General features: G+C 64.2%; 17 protein-coding genes. 5 read left to right on the forward strand and 12 right to left on the reverse strand.

Translation table 11 applies throughout. The features are described 5' to 3' along the window. Nucleotides 1-92 precede the first annotated feature (92 nt). Nucleotides 93-1,712 carry an MDR family MFS transporter gene (locus tag E4K65_RS18650; protein WP_135175414.1) on the forward strand — a complete coding sequence of 540 codons (1,620 nt, stop codon included), beginning with the start codon at nucleotides 93-95 and terminating at the stop codon, nucleotides 1,710-1,712. Between the two features lie 28 nt (nucleotides 1,713-1,740). Beyond that, nucleotides 1,741-2,202, forward strand: coding sequence for a carboxymuconolactone decarboxylase family protein (locus E4K65_RS18655; protein ID WP_135175415.1), 462 nt, complete (start codon nucleotides 1,741-1,743; stop codon nucleotides 2,200-2,202). Between the two features lie 146 nt (nucleotides 2,203-2,348). Here the strand turns inward: E4K65_RS18655 and E4K65_RS18665 are convergent, their stop codons facing one another. The 6 genes from E4K65_RS18665 to E4K65_RS18690 form a co-directional block, all read right to left on the reverse strand. Beyond that, nucleotides 2,349-3,209: a D-amino-acid transaminase gene (locus E4K65_RS18665; RefSeq protein WP_167770935.1), complete on the reverse strand. Its 861-nt coding sequence runs from the start codon at nucleotides 3,207-3,209 to the stop codon at nucleotides 2,349-2,351. Nucleotides 3,210-3,391: 182 nt separating this feature from the next. Then, nucleotides 3,392-4,123, reverse strand: a complete 732-nt coding sequence (locus E4K65_RS18670) for an amino acid ABC transporter ATP-binding protein (RefSeq protein ID WP_027547453.1) — start codon at nucleotides 4,121-4,123, stop codon at nucleotides 3,392-3,394. A gap of 12 nt (nucleotides 4,124-4,135) precedes the next feature. Continuing rightward, complete coding sequence (locus tag E4K65_RS18675; protein WP_027547452.1) at nucleotides 4,136-4,828, reverse strand: amino acid ABC transporter permease; 693 nt, start codon at nucleotides 4,826-4,828, stop codon at nucleotides 4,136-4,138. A gap of 4 nt (nucleotides 4,829-4,832) precedes the next feature. Then, nucleotides 4,833-5,564, reverse strand: a complete 732-nt coding sequence (locus E4K65_RS18680; protein WP_027547451.1) for an amino acid ABC transporter permease — start codon at nucleotides 5,562-5,564, stop codon at nucleotides 4,833-4,835. 125 nt (nucleotides 5,565-5,689) lie between these two features. Further along, a complete protein-coding gene (locus tag E4K65_RS18685; RefSeq protein WP_027547450.1) occupies nucleotides 5,690-6,601 on the reverse strand; it encodes an amino acid ABC transporter substrate-binding protein in 912 nt (303 codons plus the stop codon). Between the two features lie 112 nt (nucleotides 6,602-6,713). Beyond that, the gene (locus E4K65_RS18690; RefSeq protein WP_135175417.1) at nucleotides 6,714-8,099 is read right to left on the reverse strand and encodes a M20 family metallopeptidase; all 1,386 of its coding nucleotides are present in this window, start codon (nucleotides 8,097-8,099) and stop codon (nucleotides 6,714-6,716) included. A 261-nt stretch (nucleotides 8,100-8,360) separates the two neighbouring features. On the opposite strand from E4K65_RS18690, the gene E4K65_RS18695 reads away from it, so the two are divergent. Next, nucleotides 8,361-9,740, forward strand: a complete 1,380-nt coding sequence (locus E4K65_RS18695) for an LLM class flavin-dependent oxidoreductase (protein ID WP_135175418.1) — start codon at nucleotides 8,361-8,363, stop codon at nucleotides 9,738-9,740. Nucleotides 9,741-9,904: 164 nt separating this feature from the next. Here E4K65_RS18695 and E4K65_RS18700 read toward each other — a convergent pair whose 3' ends face one another. Then, a complete protein-coding gene (locus tag E4K65_RS18700; RefSeq protein WP_135175419.1) occupies nucleotides 9,905-11,566 on the reverse strand; it encodes a thiamine pyrophosphate-binding protein in 1,662 nt (553 codons plus the stop codon). Nucleotides 11,567-11,605: 39 nt separating this feature from the next. On the opposite strand from E4K65_RS18700, the gene E4K65_RS18705 reads away from it, so the two are divergent. Continuing rightward, nucleotides 11,606-12,148 (forward strand): TfoX/Sxy family protein, encoded by a 543-nt coding sequence (locus E4K65_RS18705; RefSeq protein ID WP_235885676.1) that lies wholly within the window; start codon nucleotides 11,606-11,608, stop codon nucleotides 12,146-12,148. Here E4K65_RS18705 and E4K65_RS18710 read toward each other — a convergent pair. The 3 genes from E4K65_RS18710 to E4K65_RS18720 form a co-directional block, all read right to left on the reverse strand. Further along, nucleotides 12,102-12,608: a GFA family protein gene (locus E4K65_RS18710; protein WP_135175420.1), complete on the reverse strand. Its 507-nt coding sequence runs from the start codon at nucleotides 12,606-12,608 to the stop codon at nucleotides 12,102-12,104. The two genes, E4K65_RS18705 and E4K65_RS18710, sit on opposite strands and share 47 nt — an antisense overlap. Nucleotides 12,609-12,790: 182 nt before the next feature. Beyond that, complete coding sequence (locus tag E4K65_RS18715; protein ID WP_135175421.1) at nucleotides 12,791-13,918, reverse strand: alkene reductase; 1,128 nt, start codon at nucleotides 13,916-13,918, stop codon at nucleotides 12,791-12,793. A 122-nt stretch (nucleotides 13,919-14,040) separates the two neighbouring features. Next, the gene (locus tag E4K65_RS18720; RefSeq protein ID WP_167770936.1) at nucleotides 14,041-15,537 is read right to left on the reverse strand and encodes an aldehyde dehydrogenase family protein; all 1,497 of its coding nucleotides are present in this window, start codon (nucleotides 15,535-15,537) and stop codon (nucleotides 14,041-14,043) included. 192 nt (nucleotides 15,538-15,729) lie between these two features. On the opposite strand from E4K65_RS18720, the gene E4K65_RS18725 reads away from it, so the two are divergent. Then, a complete protein-coding gene (locus tag E4K65_RS18725) occupies nucleotides 15,730-16,575 on the forward strand; it encodes an SDR family NAD(P)-dependent oxidoreductase (RefSeq protein ID WP_135175423.1) in 846 nt (281 codons plus the stop codon). Nucleotides 16,576-16,729: 154 nt separating this feature from the next. Here E4K65_RS18725 and E4K65_RS18730 read toward each other — a convergent pair whose 3' ends face one another. Together E4K65_RS18730 and E4K65_RS18735 are read right to left on the reverse strand one after the other, a co-directional pair. Continuing rightward, complete coding sequence (locus E4K65_RS18730) at nucleotides 16,730-16,936, reverse strand: hypothetical protein (protein ID WP_135175424.1); 207 nt, start codon at nucleotides 16,934-16,936, stop codon at nucleotides 16,730-16,732. Nucleotides 16,937-17,138: 202 nt separating this feature from the next. Further along, complete coding sequence (locus tag E4K65_RS18735) at nucleotides 17,139-17,552, reverse strand: Rieske (2Fe-2S) protein (RefSeq protein ID WP_167770937.1); 414 nt, start codon at nucleotides 17,550-17,552, stop codon at nucleotides 17,139-17,141. Between the last annotated feature and the right edge of the window lie 5 nt (nucleotides 17,553-17,557).

Consider the following 17,557-nt stretch of genomic DNA (forward strand, 5'->3'; position numbering starts at 1 on the left):
CAAACCCTGCCGGATGATCCTTCCCAAACTCCGCCGATTATCGAAACCATCCACCTAATGCATCCTGTCTCCGTAACCGAGACGAGGCTTCCATGAGCACGCTCCAACCGGCCGTTAATGCCGCTTCCGCCGCCACCCTCCCCGCGCCTGCCGCGGCCCCCACGACTCCAGCCGTGTCGGCCAAGACCTGGATCGCAGTGATCGGCGCGACGCTCGGCGCCTTCATGGCGGTGCTGAACATCCAGATCGTCAACGCCTCGCTCGCCGATATCCAGGGCGCGATCGGCGCCGGAATCGACGACGGCGGCTGGATCTCGACGTCCTATCTGATCGCAGAGATCGTGGTGATCCCGCTGTCGGGCTGGCTCGCCCAGGTGTTCTCGATCCGCATCTATCTCCTCACCAACGCGATCCTGTTCCTGGCTCTGTCGGCAGCGTGCGCGCTGGCGCAGGACCTGCCGCAGATGATCGTGCTGCGCGCCGTGCAGGGTTTTACCGGCGGTGTGCTGATCCCGATGGCGTTCACCCTGATCATCACGCTGCTGCCGCGCGGCAAGCAACCGGTCGGCCTTGCGCTGTTCGCGCTGTCGGCGACCTTCGCGCCCGCGATCGGCCCGACCATCGGCGGCTATCTCACCGAGAATTTCGGCTGGCAGTACATCTTCTATGTCAACCTCGTGCCGGGCGCGATCATGGTCGGCATGCTCTGGTACGCGCTCGAGGCCAAGCCGATGCAGCTCGCGCTGCTGCGCGAAGGCGACTGGGCCGGCATCATCACCATGGCGATCGGCCTGTCGGCGCTTCAGACCGTGCTGGAAGAAGGCAACAAGGACGACTGGCTCGGCTCGCCCTTCATCGTGAAATTGTCCGTCATCGCGGCCGTCGCGCTAGCTGCCTTCCTGATCATCGAGCTCACCGTGAAGAAGCCGCTTCTGAACCTGCGCCTGCTGGTGCGCCGCAATTTCGGCTTCGGCATGCTCGCGAACTTCCTGCTCGGCATCGCGCTGTACGGCTCGGTGTTCATCCTGCCGCAATATCTGGCGCGCATCCAGGGCTACAATGCGGAGCAGATCGGCATGGTGCTGGCATGGACCGGACTGCCGCAGCTCGTGTTGATTCCGCTGGTGCCGCGCCTGATGCAGCGCTTCGACGCGCGGATCATCATCGGCGTCGGCTTCGTCCTGTTCGCGGCCTCGAACTTCATGAACATCGATATGACCAACGATTATGCCGCCGACCAGCTGCTGTGGCCCAATGTCGTCCGTGCGATCGGCCAGGCGCTCGTGATGGCCCCGTTGTCTGCTGTGGCGACCGCCGGCATCGAAGCGGAGAATGCGGGCTCGGCCTCAGGCCTGTTCAACATGATGCGTAATCTCGGCGGCGCCGTCGGCATCGCGCTGCTCCAGACCTTGCTGACCAAGCGCGAGCAATATCACTCCAACGTGCTGATGCAGTCGGTTTCGGTGTTCGAGCAGGCGACGCGGACGCGGCTGGAGCAGCTCACGCAGTATTTCATCAATCACGGCGTGCTCGACCGCGCCGACGCCGCGCATCGCGCCTATGTCGCGATCGGCCATACCGTGCAGAAGCAGGCTTACATCTTCGCCTTCAGCGACACCTTCTATCTGCTCGGCATGGCACTGATCGTGGCCCTGATCGCCGTATTCTTCCTGAAGAAACCCGGCCAGACCTCGGCCGGGGGAGCCCACTGACGTCAACCCCAGCAAAAGGAGAACGACCATGAAACCCCGCATGAATTTCTACCAGGCCGCCCCCGACACGATGAAAGCGCTGATGGCGCTGGAGGAGCAGATCCAGTCCACGGGACTCGAGAAATCGCTGATCGAGCTCGTCAAGATTCGGGCGTCGCAGATCAACGGCTGCGCCTTTTGCATCAACATGCACACCGAGGACGCCCGCAAACGCGGCGAGACCGAACAGCGGATCTATCTGCTCAACGCCTGGCGCGAATCCCCGCTCTACACCGACCGCGAGCGCGCCGCGCTGGCCTGGACCGAGTCGGTCACGCTGATCTCCGAGACGCATGCGCCCGACGATGTCTACGAGCAGGTCCGCGCGCAATTCTCCGAAGCGGAGACGGTGAATCTGACGATGCTGATCGGGGCCATCAATGCCTGGAACAGAATCGCGATCGCGTTCCGGGCGGTGCATCCGGTGAAGGTGAAGGCGTCGGTCGCGTGAGGGGCTGACGTTCGCGCGCTTAATTCCGCTGTCATGCCCCGCAAAAGCGGGGCATCCAGTACGCCGCGGCCTCTCGATTCAAGCACTCCTGTCGCGGAGTACTGGATCGCCCGGTCAAGCCGGGCGATGACAGTGGAGGGTGTGGCCTAAACCGCCGTCGCCTTGGCGAATTCCACGTAGATCTCACGCAGACGCGTCGCCATCGGGCCGGGCTTGCCCTCGCCGATTGTCTTGCCATCGACTGCGACCACCGGCTGCACGAACGACGAGGCCGAGGTGATGAAAGCTTCCTTGGCGGCGAGCGCCTCGGCGACCGTGAAGGACCGCTCCTCGACGCGGAGCTGACGTTCTTCCGCGAGCGCGATGACGGCCTTGCGGGTACAGCCCGGCAAGATCGCGTTGGAGTTCTTGCGGGTGACGATAACGTCGTCCTTGGTGAGGATGAACGCTGATGATGACCCGCCCTCGGTGACGTATCCATCCTGCAGCATCCAGGCTTCGCCTGCGCCGGCTTCCGCCGCGGCCTGCTTCGCCAGCACCTGCGCCAGCAGCGCCACGCTCTTGATGTCACGCCGCTCCCAGCGGATGTCGGGCACCGTGATCACGTTGATGCCGGTCTTTGCCACCGCGGCGTTGATGATGTCCTTTTCCGAGGTGAACATCACCAGGCTCGACTTGACCTCAGCCTTGGGGAACGGGAAGTCGCGGCCCTTGTCGGCGCCGCGCGTGACCTGGAGATAGACGAGGCCGCTCTCGAGCTTGTTGCGCGCGATCAACTCCTTCTGGAGCTCGGTGATGCGCTCGACCGTCTCCGGCAGCCTCAAGCTGATCTCGCCGACGGAACGCTCCAGCCGCGCCAGGTGCGAGGCGTTGTCGACCAGCTTGCCGTCCAGCACGGCCGAGACCTCGTAGATGCCGTCGGCGAACAGGAAGCCGCGGTCGAGAACCGAGATCTTGGCTTCCGAGAGCGGGACGAATGAGCCGTTGACGTAGGCAATCGAGTCCAAGGCAGGTCTCCTGGCGGGAAAAGGGGATTTAGCTGTCCGTATACGGGATTTGGTGAGCCCGATAAACCCTACTCTTCGTCATCCCGGGGCGCGCGTAGCGCGAGCCCGGGATCCATACTCCCGATGGTGGTTATGGATTCCGGGCTCGCGACTGCGTCGCGCCCCGGAATGACGCCAGAAAGTTAATGCGACAGAATCTTCGACAAGAACTTCTGCGCGCGGTCGCTGCGCGGCTTGCCGAAGAAATCCTCCTTCGCCGCGTCCTCGACGATCTCGCCGCGATCCATGAAGATCACGCGATTGGCGACCTTGCGGGCAAAGCCCATCTCGTGGGTGACGACCATCATGGTCATGCCCTCATGGGCGAGGTCGACCATGACGTCGAGCACCTCGCTCACCATCTCGGGGTCAAGCGCCGAGGTCGGTTCGTCGAACAGCATGACAATGGGGTCCATGGCGAGCGCGCGCGCGATCGCCACGCGCTGCTGCTGGCCACCGGAGAGCTGCGCCGGAAACTTCTGCGCCTGCTCCTTGAGGCCGACGCGATCCAGCAACTGCATGCCCTTCGCCACCGCCTTGTCAGACGACCGGCCCAGCACCTTCTGCTGGGCGAGGCAGAGATTGTCGATGATCTTGAGATGCGGAAACAGCTCGAAATGCTGGAACACCATGCCGACGCGCGAGCGCAGCTTCGGCAAATCGGTCTTGGGGTCGTTGACCTTGGTGCCGTCGACACTGATGTCGCCCTCCTGGAACGGCTCCAGCGCATTGACGCATTTGATCAGCGTCGACTTGCCCGAACCCGAGGGACCGCAGACCACGACGACCTCACCCTTGGTGACGCTGGTGGTGCAGTCGGTCAGCACCTGGAAGGTCGGGCTGTACCATTTGTTGACGTGGCTGATTTCGATCATGACCGACACGCTCTATCGAATGATGGCGATGCGTGCCTGGAGGCGACGAACGCCGAAGGACGCAACACAGGAAATGGTGAAGTAGACGACGGCGGCAAACAGGTACATCTCGACCAGGCGGCCGTCGCGCTGCGCGACCTTGCTCGCCGCGCCCAGAAAGTCCGGGATCGAGAGCACGTAGACCAGCGAGGTGTCCTGGAACAGCACGATGGTCTGCGTCAGCAGCACCGGCAGCATGTTGCGGAACGCCTGCGGCAGCACGACGTAGCGCATGGTCTGGGCGTAGGTCAGGCCGAGCGCGTTGGCGGCGGCCGGCTGGCCGCGCGAGATCGACTGGATGCCGGCGCGCATGATCTCGGAGAAGTACGCCGCCTCGAACATGATGAAGGTGATGAGCGAGGAGGCGAACGCACCGACACTGATCGGCCGCGACGCGCCGGTCACCCACTGCCCGATATAGGGCACCAGGAAGTAGAACCAGAAGATGACCAGCACCAGCGGCAGCGAGCGCATGAAGTCGACATAGATGCCGGCGATGCGGCCGAGCACCTTGAAGCCGGACAGTCGCATCAGTGCGATCGCGGTGCCGAAGATCAGGCCGCCGAGGCCGGCCAGCGTCGTCAGGGTCACCGTGAACGTCATGCCCTCGAAGAACAGATAGGGCAGCGCGCGGCGGATGACGTCGAAATCGAGATTACCGAACATGGCGCTATTTCCCCGTAATGTAGCCGGGGATCGCGACGTAGCGCTCGAGGAAGCGCATCGCGGTCACGACGACGGCGTTGACAAGGAGATAGAGCAGGGTCGCTGCGGTGAAGGCCTCGAACACCTGGAACGAGAATTCCTGCATCGAGCGCGCCTGTCCGGTCAGCTCGAGCAGGCCGATGGTGATGGCGACCGCCGTGTTCTTGATGGTGTTGAGGAACTCGGAGGTCAGCGGCGGCAGGATGATGCGGAACGCCATCGGCAGCAGCACATAGCGATAGCCCTGCACGGTGGTCAGGCCGAGCGCAGTTGCGGCCATCTTCTGCCCGCGCGGCAACGAGCCGATGCCGGCCTGCAATTGCACGGCGACACGCGCCGACATGAAGAGGCCGACACCGATCGCAGCGGTCCAGAACGGTGCGTTCGGCAGTTGCTTCAGCCAGGTGCCGGCCGCCTTCGGCAACAATTCCGGCAGCACGAAGTACCACAGGAACAGCTGCACCAGCAGCGGCATGTTGCGGAAGAACTCGACCCAGCAGAAGCCGAACCAGTAGGCCGCCCTGGAGGGCAGCGTGCGCATGACGCCGATCAGCGAGCCGAAGACCAGCGCGATGATCCAGGCAAGAACCGCCGTCTTCAGGGTCAGCGCCAGCCCCGACAGCAGCATGTCGAGATAGGTGCCGGTCCCCATCGGGTTCGGCTCGAAGAAGATTCCCCAGTTCCAGTGGTAGTTCACGTGTCCCCCGCGCGAACGCGCCAATCATAGATGTCGTAAACGTCTATGCAAATGTCCGGCCACTCCCTCCAGAATGGCCGGAATTTGCTTCCTCTCCCCGCAAGCGGGGAGAGGCAAACAGCAGCTTATTTGTAGTCGTCCGGGTTAGGCGAGTCCGTGGGCTTCGCGAACTCGTTCTTCAGCTCGGCCGAGATCGGCGAATTGAGGTTGAGGCCCTTCGGCGGAATCTTCTGGGTGAACCACTTCTCATAGATCTTCTGACCTTCGCCCGAGGTGTAGAGCGCGGCAGTCGCCGCATCGACCACCTTCTTGAACGGCGCGTCGTCCTTGCGCAGCATGATGCCGTAGGGCTCGGGCTTGGAGAAGGCGTCCTTGGAGATGACGTAGTCGTCCGGCGACTTCGAGCCGGCAACAAGGCTCGCGAGCAGGATGTCGTCCATCACGAAGGCGACCGCGCGATCAGTCTCGACCATCAGGAAGGACTCAGCATGGTCCTTGGCCGGGATGATGTTGGCGCCGAGTCCCTTCGCAACGTTGGCCTCGGTGAGCTGCTTGATATTGGTGGTGCCGGCGGTCGAGACCACCGTCTTGCCCTTGAGGTCGTCGATCGACTTCAGGCCGCTCGACTTCTTGAACACGTAGCGGCTGGCGGTCAGGAAGTGGGTGTTGGTGAAGGCGACCTGCTTCTGGCGCTCGGCATTGTTGGTGGTCGAGCCGCATTCGAGGTCGATGGTGCCGTTGGCCATCAGCGGAATACGCGTCGCCGAAGTGACCGGGTTGAGCTTGACCTCGAGCTTGTCGAGCTTGAGCTCCTTCTTCACGGCGTCGACGATCTTGTAGCAGATATCCATCGCGAACCCGATGGGCTTCTGGTTGTCGTCTAGATAGGAGAACGGGATCGAGGAGTCGCGGAAGCCCAGCGTGATGGCGCCGGTGTCCTTGATGTTCTTCAGCGTGCCGGTCAGCTCCTGGGCCCCGGCCTGGCTGACGGCAAAGGTCGCGGCAAGCGCGAGACCGATGTGACGGAAATGCTTCACTTTTTTGTTCCCCTTTCAGGATGATGGGCCGGATGCAAGCACAAATCGGCCCGGATTAGAATGTGACTTTCGGCTGGCTTGCGGCTCAGGTTAATGGCTAAGGGTCAGTGGCTCAGGTCAAAGGCTTGGGCAATTCCCCGAGATCCCAGAACAGCCCGGCCATCACCGTCAAGGCCTCTTCGGTCAATGGCAGCAGGATGTGCTCATTGGGCGCATGCTGGGAGCAACCGGGATAGGAGTGCGGGACCCAGATCGTCGGCAGGCCCAGGATCTCGGAAAATACGTCGTTCGGCAGCGATCCGCCGAAGTTCGGCAGCACCGCCGGCGCCTTACCGGTCGTTTCTCGCACCGAATCCGCCGCCCATTTGATCCAGGGGCTGTCGAAATCGGTACGCGAGGCCGCAAAGCTCTGTGCGGCCCGCACCTCGACCATCGGGAAACCCTTCTCGACCAGATGCGCGCGGACGGCCTCGATCAGGCCGTCGATCTTGGTGCCGACGACAAAGCGCAGTTGCAGCACGGCATTGGCGTGACCGGGAATGGCGTTGGCCGGCTTCTCGATATTGCCCGAGGACATCGCCAGCACTTCGAGCGTGTTCCAGGCATAGAGCCGCTCGGCCGCTGACAATCCCTCCTCGCCCCAGTTCTCCGCCAGCGCCGGCTCGTCCTCGGTCGGGACGACCTGCACATCGGCAAGATAGCTGCGGATCTGGTTGGTGAGCCGCGGCGGCTTCAGGGCATCGAGCTGGAGACGGCCACGGCCATCGACCAGCGTCGAGATCGCGTTGACCAGAATGGTCGCGGGATTGGCGAGCACGCCGCCCCAATTGCCGGAATGATGGCCGCCGTCGCGCAAATTCACGTCGAGATGGATGCGGATGCCGCCACGGCAGCCGAGGAAGAGTGTCGGGCGATCTGCCGACAGGCGCGGTCCGTCGGAGGCCATGAACAGATCGGCCTTGAGCGCATCGCGATTGAGATCGCAGACCTTGCCGAGATCGGGCGAGCCGATTTCTTCACCCATCTCGACGATGAATTTGGCGTTGAAGCCGAGCTTGCCGCCGCGGGCCTCGCGCACCGCGCGGAGCGCCGCCATGTTGATGCTGTGCTGGCCCTTGTTGTCGGCGGTGCCGCGGCCGTAGAGGCGCGTGCCCGCAACCGTCGTGCGCCAGGGATCGCGGCCATCGCGCCATTCGCCTTCCATGCCGTCGACGACGTCGCCATGGCCGTAAATCAGCACGGTCGGGGCGGACGCGCTCTCGTGATGCTCGGCGAACAGGAACGGCGCCTTGCCGCTGGGGGATTCGACCATACGGCTTTGAAAATCGAGCGCAGCGAAGGCCGGCTGCATCTCCTGTTCCAGATAGGCACGCAACTCGGCGCCGCGCGACGGATTCTGGCTTTCGGTCTTGAAGGCGACGCGGCGGTCGAGTTCGGCGAGGAACGCGCCCGATTTGAAATCCTCACGGGCGCGGGCGATGGCGTCGGCTCTGGTCATGATTTGCTTTTCGGACTTCGAGGAAGGACCCTACCCGAGACAGGACGGCCTTCGAAAGTGGCGGGGACTTGGATTGTTCTTGTAGTTCTCTTGTAATTCTCTTGGGATTTCGTTCTTGCTCGCTTGAGATTGGCTCGCCAAGGGCAGCAGTGCTGCTGATTTTGGCCTTGCCAAGCGCAAGTTATATGCAAGAACTTCGCCAAGTTGGGGCGCACGTCTATCATTCGAAGAGCGCTCAGTACAGAGCGCCGGGGGACCATCATGGCCAAGCAGATCAGGCTCAACGCCTTTGCGATGAATTGCGTCGCACACCAGTCGCCGGGCCTGTGGACCCATCCGCGCGACCGCACCGCCGAATATAACCGCCTGCCCTACTGGATCGACCTTGCCAGGACGCTGGAGCGCGGCCGCTTCGACGGCTTGTTCCTGGCTGACGTGCTGGGCGTCTACGACGTCTATGGCAACAGCCCTGACGCAGCCTTGCGCAATGCAGCACAGGCGCCGTCGAACGAGCCGCTGCTCCTGCTCTCGGCGATGGCGGCGGTGACGCAAAATCTCGGTTTCGGCGTCACCAGCAATTTGTCCTTCGAGCCGCCCTACCCCTTCGCGCGACGGATGTCGACGCTCGATCATCTCACCGAGGGGCGGATCGGCTGGAACGTCGTCACCGGCTATCTCGACAGCGCCGCCCGCGGCGCCGGCAAGGACAAGCAGACCGGGCATGACGACCGCTACGACATCGCCGACGAATATATGGAGGTCGTCTACAAGCTCTGGGAAGGGAGCTGGGAGGACGATGCCGTGCTGCGCGATCGCAAGCGCGGTATCTTTACCGATCCCGCAAAGGTTCATCGCGTCAATCATGAGGGCGCGAACTACCGCATCAACAACACCATTCACCTCAGCGAACCGTCGCCGCAGCGCACGCCCGTGCTGTACCAGGCCGGCACCTCGCCGCGGGGCCGCCAGTTCGCGGCGCGTCACGCCGAATGCGTGTTCATGTCGGGACCGTCAGCCAAGGTGATCGCACCGCGCGTCTCCGCAATCCGGCAAGAGGCCGCCGCGCTGGGCCGCAATCCGGCCGAGATCCTGATGTTCTCGATGATGACGATCATCCTCGGCCGGACCGAAGCCGAGGCGAAGGAGAAATACGCCGACTACCGCCGCCATATCAGCCCCGAAGGCGCGCTGGCGCTGATGTCAGGATGGACCGGCGTCGACTTCTCCGGCTACGACCTCGACCAGCAGGTCCGCCACGTCCAGAACGATGCCGGCCGCAGCGCCATGGACAACGTCACCCGCGCCGACCCCGATCGCGTCTGGACCGTGCGCGACGTCATCGAGCATGTCGGCATCGGCGGCGCCGGCCCCGTGGTGGTTGGAACGCCCGAGATGGTCGCGGACAAGATCGAGCAATGGTTCGAGGCAACCGACGTCGACGGCCTCAACGTCGCCTTCGCGATCTCGCCCGGCGACTTCGAGGACATCGCCGACATGCTGGTGCCGGAGCTGACGCGGCGCGGGCGGTACAAGCCGGAATACGCAAAAGGCACATTGCGGGAGAAGCTGTTCGGCGATGGCCGCGCGCGGCTCGGCGCGCCGCATCCGGCGGCAGGGTATCGGGTGGGGAAGACGGGGTAGAAGCCTCACACTCTCTGTCATGCCCCGGCTTGACCGGGGCATCCAGTACGCCGCGGCGTCCCGACTCCATCACCGCCGTCTCTGGAATACTTGATCACCCGCCTTCGCGGGTGTTGACGACTGAGAGTGCGGCGAGCACCGATCCTGCAGGGAGGCGCGACCCCCTACACCTTCCCGTCCACCATCACCTCGATCAGCTTCGTCCCGGGCCGGGCAAACGCCGACGACAGCGTCGCCTTCAGCTCACGAGGGTCGCTGATCTTGATCGCCTCGCAGCCCAGCGCCCTGGCGATGCCGGCGAAATCGACCGGCGGGTCGACGAAATCCATGCCGACATAATTGTCGTCGCCATGGAAGGCGAGCAGGCGCTGCTTGATGATGCGATAGCCGCCATTGTTGGCGATGACGACGTTGAGCGGCAGCTTGTGATGTGCCGCCGTCCATAGCGACTGGATCGAATACATCGCGCTGCCGTCGCCGGAGAAGCACACCACGGGACGATCCGGATTGGCGATGCTGACGCCAACCGATGCCGGCAGGCCCCAGCCGATGCCGCCCGAGGCAAGGCCGTGATAGCCGAAGCGATCGCGGTGCGGACGCAGGTTCGTGATCTGGCGGCTGGAAGTGAGGCCTTCATCGACGAGAATGGCGTTCTCGGGCATGGCCTCAACCATGTGCAGCACCAGATAATCGGGATCGATCGGCGTGCGCCCCGCGCTCTTGCCGATCTGCTCGGCCAAAGCGGCGCGGCGCGCGCTCCAGTTCTTCGGCGCGAGCTCTGCGAGACGCTGCCTTGAGCGTTGCGCCAGTGCCGCGCCGCCGATCTCCTTCAGCACGGGAAGCAGCGCGCGCAGCGTTTCCTTGACGTCCGCCTTCAGCGCAATCTCCGCGCCAAAATTCTTGGCGATCTCCCAGTCGGCGAGGCCGACCTGCAGAATCGGCAATCCGTCCGGCAGCGGGTCGACTTCGCTATAGACCGACATGCGCACGGGATCGCCACCGAGCGCGACCAGGAGATCGTAGGGCGCGAGCGTATCGCGTGCGACCTTCTGGACGCGCGCCAGCGTGCCGACGAAGCTCGGGCTTTCCGAGAGGAAGTGCGAGCCATAGGCGGTCGAGGATTGATAGGCGGCAGCGCCGAGCAGCTCGGCGAGCTCGGCCGCCTCCTTCAGCGCGTCGCTCTTGACCACCTCGTCCATGGTGACGATGACAGGACGTTCGGCCTTGAGCAGCCGCGCGGCAAAGGCCTTCAGCGCTTCGTCCGACGGCCTGGTGCGCGCGTCGATGCGTGTGGAGCGGCCAAGATCGATGCCGGCTTCGCTGTTGAGGATGTCGCCGGGCAGCGAGATGAACACCGGCCCGGTCGGCGGCGTCATCGCGACCTTGGCGGCGCGGCGCACGATGCGCGGCAGATCCTCCAGCCGCGTCACCTCGACCGCCCATTTCACCAGCGGCTCGGCCATGCGCACCAGCGGGCCGTACAGCACCGGCTCCATCAGGCCGTGGCCCTGCTCCTGCTGGCCCGCGGTCAAAATCATCGGGGTGCCCGTGAACTGGGCGTTGTAGAGCGAGCCCATGGCGTTGCCGAGGCCGGGCGCGACATGGACGTTGCAGGCGACGAGCTTGCCGGAGGCGCGGCTGTAGCCATCGGCGATCGCGACCACCAGGCTCTCCTGCATCGCCATCACATAGCTGAGATCAGGATGGTCCTTCAGCGCATGCATGATCGGCAGTTCGGTGGTGCCGGGGTTGCCGAACAGATGGGTGATGCCCTCGTCCTTGAGCAGCGCGAGAAAGGCGGAGCGGCCGGTGATCTTGTTCTTCATGTTTCCTCCAGAAGCGGGCGTTGCCGCAAGGACGGAGGCATGATGGCCGAACTTGGCCGAGGCACGCAAGGAAGCGCCGTCATGGCAGACTTGCGTCGGCGCGCGCAAGCTGGGAACATGCTCGGGCGTAAACCTGCACGGGGAGACGCGATGGCCTATGACGAGAACACCGCGGCGCGGGTGCGCAAATTACTGGCCGGTCAGCGAGACGTCGCGGAAAAGAAGATGATGGGCGGCCTCTGCTTCATGGTGAACAACACCATGTGCTGCACGGTCAGCGGGCGCGGCGGCATGCTGATCCGCGTCGGCCCGGAAGCGCATGCACGCATGCTGCAGGAGCCGCACACCAGCCCGATGGAAATGCGCGGGCGCATCATGACCGGCTTCGTGCGCGTCGCGCCGGACGGCTATCAGAGCGATACCGAGCTGAAAAACTGGGTCAAGCGCGGGCTCGACTTCGTGGCGGCGAATACGGCGGGACGCAAAGCGGCGCCGCGGAAGGCTGTTTCGGCGAAGACTGAGGTCGCCGCCAAGGCTAAAGCACCTCCTCGCGGCCAAGCTCGAAAGGGTCTTCGCCGCTAGCGCGCTTCTTCTTTTTCGAGCGCTGCCACACCACACCGGGAAAGCCCTTCAGCGGCACCAGCGGCTCGCCGGTATAGGCCCACTCCTGGAGCTCTTCGATGGCGATGTGATAGAGCGGCTGGCGGCCGGTGCGCTCCTTGAACAGGGCGCGCGGGATGTTGACCATGTGCGGGCCCCGCGGGCGCTCGTAGGCGATCGGCGTGCCGCAATGCGAGCAGAAGCTGCGCGCAGTCTTCGTTGCCTTGTCCTCGTAGCGCGTGAGCGCAGCCTTGCCGGAGGTGATGCGAAAGCGCTTCTTCCAGCTGCCGACATAGGTCGCGTAAGCCGCGCCATGGGCGCGGCGGCTACCCGTGGAATGATCATGCCAGGCCCAGCGCGCGGGAACGTCGATCTCGAAGGTGACCTTGCCGCAGAGGCATTGGCCAGTGGCGATACCTGCGGCGGCTGCGGCTTTGGCCATGGTAGGTCCCTCCGTCGTCATTGCGAGCGTAGCAAAGCAATCCAGACACCTCTGCGGAAAGATTCTGGATTGCTTCGCTACGCTCGCAATGACGGAAATTGTGTTGACGGTCGCGCGACAAATCAAGCTCGTCATTCCGCGGCGATGCGAAGCATCGAGCCCGGAATGAGGGAAGAGAACGCCTACGCCGGCGTCAGTTCGTCATACGCCGGATAGTCCGTATACCCCTTCTCCTCGCCGCCGTAGAACGTCGCACGGTTATACGGCGTGATCGGATAGTCGTGCGCGAGGCGTCGCGGCAGATCGGGGTTGGAGATGAAGATGCGGCCGAAGGCGATGATGTCGGCATGGCCGTCGGCGATTGCCGCATTCGCGGTCTCGCCGGTAAAGCCGCCGGCCGTCATCAGTACGCCGCTGTAGAACGGACGGAACAGCACCATCGCCGAGGGCACGTTCTCCCAGTGGACGTCGGCGCGGCCGGCGCCGCTGGAGCGCGGCTCGATGAGGTGCAGATAAGCGAGACCGAGCTTGTCGAGCGCCTTCACGACATGGGTGTAGAGCGGCATCGGATCGGGCTCGCCGGAATCGTTGGCGATGCCGTGCGGCGACAGCCGCACGGCGACGCGGTTCGCGCCCCAGACGTCGATCGCGGCCTGCGTGACCTCGAGCAGAAGCCGCGCGCGGTTCTCGATCGACCCGCCATATTGATCGGTGCGCTGGTTGCTGCGCGATTGCAGGAACTGCTCGAGCAGATAGCCGTTGGCGCCGTGAATCTCGACGCCGTCGAAGCCGGCGGCAAGCGCGTTCTTCGCGCCCTGCCTGAAGGCCTCGACGATGCCCTTGACCTCGTCGGTCTCCAGCGCGCGCGGCGTCTCATAGTCGGAAATCTTGCCGTCGGCGGTCATCGCCTTCATGCCTTCGGCCTTGATCGCGATGGCCGAAGCCGAGACCGGAAGCTCACCGCCATGGAAGGACGAATGCGAGACGCGGCCGACATGCCAGAGCTGGAGGAAGATGACGCCGCCCTTGGCATGCACGGCATCCGTCACCTTGCGCCAGCCGGCGATCTGTGCCTCCGAATAGATGCCCGGCGTCGCCGGGTTGCCGCGGCCGTGCGAGAGCACGGGCGAAGCTTCGGCGATCAGTAGGCCGCCCTCCGTTGCGCGCTGGCCGTAATATTCGGCGTTGAGCGGCCGTGGCGAAAAGCTCTCGCGCTCGGCGCGCATGCGCGTCAGCGGTGCCATCGCGACGCGATGCGCGAGCTTGTACGGACCGACCTGCAACGGTTTGAACAACGCCGGAAATTTCATGCTGGCCCCAAAGTGGCTATGGAAGGATGCGGATCATATAGCGAGGGGCGGTCACCGGAAAAGGTGCCGCCCCCGCAAAAGTAGATATTCCCTCCCGCGGAACGCGTGGGAGGGAACAGACCTTACGCCGTCTTGATCCAGACGGCCTTCACGTTGAGATACTCCTCGACGTGCTGCTTGCCGGACTCGCGGCCGTAACCGCTCATCTTGTAGCCGCCGAAGGGCACGGCCGGGTCCATCGCCTGGTAGCAGTTCACCCACACCGAGCCGGCGCGCAGGCTCTTCGCAACCGCATGCGCCTTGCTGACGTCGCGCGTCCAAAGGCCCGAGCCGAGGCCGAACGTGGTGTTGTTGGCGCGCTTGACCAGCTCGTCCATGTCCTTGAACGCGATGGCGGAGATGACGGGGCCAAAAATCTCCTCCTGCGCGATGCGCATATTGTCCTGCACGCCCGCGAACACGGTCGGAGAGACGAAGAAGCCCTTCGACAGCGCACCCTCGGTGACGCGGCCGCCGCCGGCGAGCGCGCGCGCGCCTTCCTTCTGGCCGATGTCGAGATAGCCGGTGACGCGCTCGAGCTGCTGCTCGGAGACGAGCGGGCCGATCTGCACATTGGGATCGAGGCCGTTGCCGACTTGCAGCCTCTTGCCGAACTCGGCGACACGGCCGACGAACTCCTCGTAGATCGACTGCTCGACGAACAGGCGCGTGCCGGCGCTGCAGATCTGGCCGGAGTTGGCAAACACCGCCATCGCGGCGCCGGGCACGGCGGCATCGAGATCGGCATCCGCGAACACGATGTCCGGCGACTTGCCGCCGAGCTCGAGCGAGACGCGCTTGAGGTTGCCGGCCGAGGCGCGGATGATCGACTGTCCCGTGACATGCGAGCCGGTGAAGGCGACCTTGTCGACGTCGTGGTGCGAGGCGAGCGCAGCGCCCGCGGTCTCGCCATAGCCGGGCACGACGTTGACGACGCCGGGTGGAATGCCCGCCTCCATCGCAAGCTCTGCGATGCGCAACGAGGTCAGCGGCGCCTCCTCGGCGGGCTTGAGCACCACGGTGCAGCCGGTCGCGATCGCGGGGCCGATCTTCCAGATCGTCGCAGTCAGCGGGCCGTTCCAGGGGATGATGGCGCCGACGACGCCGATCGGCTCCTTCAGCGTGTAGGAGAAGATTTCGCCCGGAAGCGAGTTCTCGATGGTCTCGCCATGGATCGCGGTGGTCTGCCCGGCGTAATAGCGCAGCATGCCGACGGCGCGCAGCCGATAGGCACGGGTGCGGCTGAGCGGCGCGCCCATGTCGAGCGTGTCGAGCTGCGACAATTCGTCGAAATTCTTCTCGACGAGGTCGGCAAGCTTCAGGAGCAGGTTCTGCCGCTCGAACGGCTTGACCTTGCTCCAGGGTCCTTCGAAGGCGCGGCGAGCGGCGGCGACCGCACGGTCGATGTCTTCCTTGTCGCCCTCGGCGACGGTTGCGAGCAGTTCGCCGGTCGCGGGATTGTGGGTCTCGAAGCGCTTGCCGGAGGCGGCATCGACCCACTTCCCGTCGATCAGCATCTGCTTGTAGGACCCATTGGCGAACGGGTGGCGCGTGATCGGAATAGCCTGCGACACAGCCATGGCTGCACTCCCTGTCAGGTGATTGATTGGGTTCGATCTGGGCGGGATCGTTAGGTCAGGGAGAATACAGCGGTGCCGGAAAGGCGTAAAGGCGGCGTGGAACGAAGACCTCCCATGCCGACTTGTGCAGGGTCGCGCGAACGCCATGTTATAGCTCGACCGAACTCGACGCCCCTCCCCGGAGAATGAGCCATGTCGCATCCTGTCATCGCCAAGGGCAACGTCGCCGTGATCACCGGGGGCGCATCCGGCATCGGCCTCGCCGCTGCCATGGCCTTCGCACGTGCGGGAATGAAGGTGTGCATCGCCGACGTCGACCAGACACGACTGGCCGAGGCCGCAACAAAACTGTCATCCGTCACGGCCGCCACACATGTGATGACCTTCGTCGTCGATGTCAGCCGCGCCGAGAGCGTGAAGGAACTGGAACGCGCCGTGGGCGCGCATTTCGGCGGGACCGATATCCTCATGAACAATGCGGGCATCCAGCCCGGCAGCACCCTGTTTGGCGAGCCCGACAACTGGCAGCGCATCATCGCCGTCAACATGTGGGGGATCGTCAACGGCTCGCGCATCTTTGCGCCCAGCATGATCGCGCGCCGCAAGGCCGGTCTGATCATCAATACCGGCTCGAAGCAGGGCATCACCACGCCGCCCGGCGATCCCGCCTACAATGTCTCGAAGGCCGGCGTGAAGGCGTTCACCGAAGCGCTCCAGCATGAGCTGCGCAACACGAGAGACTGCCACATCACGGCGCATCTGCTCATTCCCGGCTTCGTCTTCACCGGACTCACCGCCAAGGGCCGCACCGAGAAGCCGGCGGGAGCCTGGACCCCCGAGCAGACCGTCGACTTCATGATCGCGCGGCTCGAGGCCGGCGATTTCTACATCCTGTGCCCGGACAACGACGTGCCCCGCGCCCTCGACGAAAAGCGCATGCTCTGGGCGGCTGGCGATATCGTGGAGAACCGCCCGCCGCTGTCGCGCTGGCACCCGGATTACGCAGATGCGTTCGCGAAGTTCGTGAAGGGGGAGTAACTATCAGACCCTCATGGTCAGGAGCGCGGAACGCGCGTCTCGAACCATGAAGGCCCGGCTGGGGCCTCAATCCTTCGAGACGCCCGCTTATGGCGGGCTCCTCGGGATGAGGGGGTTAGAGCGCCTATGGCGCGAGGTGAGGTTGGGCCGCGGCCTACAGCGTTTCCTGCTGGTGCCCGCACTGCTTGCAGGCGAATTTGACGCGGCTCTGGCCTTTTGGCGCCTGCACCCGGTTCGGGGCGCCGCACTTGCCGCAGACCGCCTCGATCCGGGTATCGCCCTGCTTGACGACGATGGTCTTCTTTTCCATCGATTCGCGGATCAGGCGCTCGGCCTCCTCTCGCAGGGATTGTTTGGACAAAGCTCATCTCCGCCATGAATGCGGGCGAGGCTTATCGCACCTGCGTCGAAATCACAATCCGTGATGGTGATCGCGGCTCTATCAACATGTCGTTCCGGGATGGTCCGCAGGACCAGACCTCAGGTGCGACTTGCGCACCGGGGAATCTCGAGATTCCGGGTTCATTCGCTGCGCAAACGCCCCGGAATGACGGTGCATGACTTCAGACCTCGACGATCACATAGCTGTCCTCGACATGCACCGGAAACGTTTCGGCAACATACGGTCCCTTCTGCAATTCATCGCCGCGCTCCACCGCGACCGGATAGGACCGGATCTTGACGCGTTTCGGGTCGAACCAGGACTGGCCGTTGCGCATGTCGAACTCCCAGCCGTGCCAGGGACAGCGCAGCATCTCGCCGACGCGAGAGCGCTGATAGATGCCCGGCTCGGGCGAGGTCAGCCGCGCCACGCAGGCGGCCTTGTCGAGCGGCGCGCCCTCGTGCGGGCAGCGGTTCAGAAGCGCAAAGAACTCGCCGTTGACGTGGAACACGACGATGTCGCGACCCGCGACGTCGACGACCTTGTTGCCGCCGGGCGGGATGTCGGAGGTGCGGGCGACGATGTGACGGGCCATGCTGG

Origin of the sequence: Bradyrhizobium niftali, from assembly GCF_004571025.1 — a bacterium.
GTDB lineage: Bacteria > Pseudomonadota > Alphaproteobacteria > Rhizobiales > Xanthobacteraceae > Bradyrhizobium > Bradyrhizobium niftali.

Coding starts and splice junctions, on each gene's coding strand:
- E4K65_RS18650 (WP_135175414.1), top strand. CDS start 93: ATGAGCACGCTCCAACCGGCCGTTAATGCCGCTTCCGCCGCCACCCTC.
- E4K65_RS18655 (WP_135175415.1), top strand. CDS start 1,741: ATGAAACCCCGCATGAATTTCTACCAGGCCGCCCCCGACACGATGAAA.
- E4K65_RS18670 (WP_027547453.1), bottom strand. CDS start 4,123: ATGATCGAAATCAGCCACGTCAACAAATGGTACAGCCCGACCTTCCAG.
- E4K65_RS18675 (WP_027547452.1), bottom strand. CDS start 4,828: ATGTTCGGTAATCTCGATTTCGACGTCATCCGCCGCGCGCTGCCCTAT.
- E4K65_RS18690 (WP_135175417.1), bottom strand. CDS start 8,099: ATGACCAGAGCCGACGCCATCGCCCGCGCCCGTGAGGATTTCAAATCG.
- E4K65_RS18695 (WP_135175418.1), top strand. CDS start 8,361: ATGGCCAAGCAGATCAGGCTCAACGCCTTTGCGATGAATTGCGTCGCA.
- E4K65_RS18700 (WP_135175419.1), bottom strand. CDS start 11,566: ATGAAGAACAAGATCACCGGCCGCTCCGCCTTTCTCGCGCTGCTCAAG.
- E4K65_RS18705 (WP_235885676.1), top strand. CDS start 11,606: ATGATGGCCGAACTTGGCCGAGGCACGCAAGGAAGCGCCGTCATGGCA.
- E4K65_RS18710 (WP_135175420.1), bottom strand. CDS start 12,608: ATGGCCAAAGCCGCAGCCGCCGCAGGTATCGCCACTGGCCAATGCCTC.
- E4K65_RS18715 (WP_135175421.1), bottom strand. CDS start 13,918: ATGAAATTTCCGGCGTTGTTCAAACCGTTGCAGGTCGGTCCGTACAAG.
- E4K65_RS18720 (WP_167770936.1), bottom strand. CDS start 15,537: ATGGCTGTGTCGCAGGCTATTCCGATCACGCGCCACCCGTTCGCCAAT.
- E4K65_RS18725 (WP_135175423.1), top strand. CDS start 15,730: ATGTCGCATCCTGTCATCGCCAAGGGCAACGTCGCCGTGATCACCGGG.
- E4K65_RS18735 (WP_167770937.1), bottom strand. CDS start 17,552: ATGGCCCGTCACATCGTCGCCCGCACCTCCGACATCCCGCCCGGCGGC.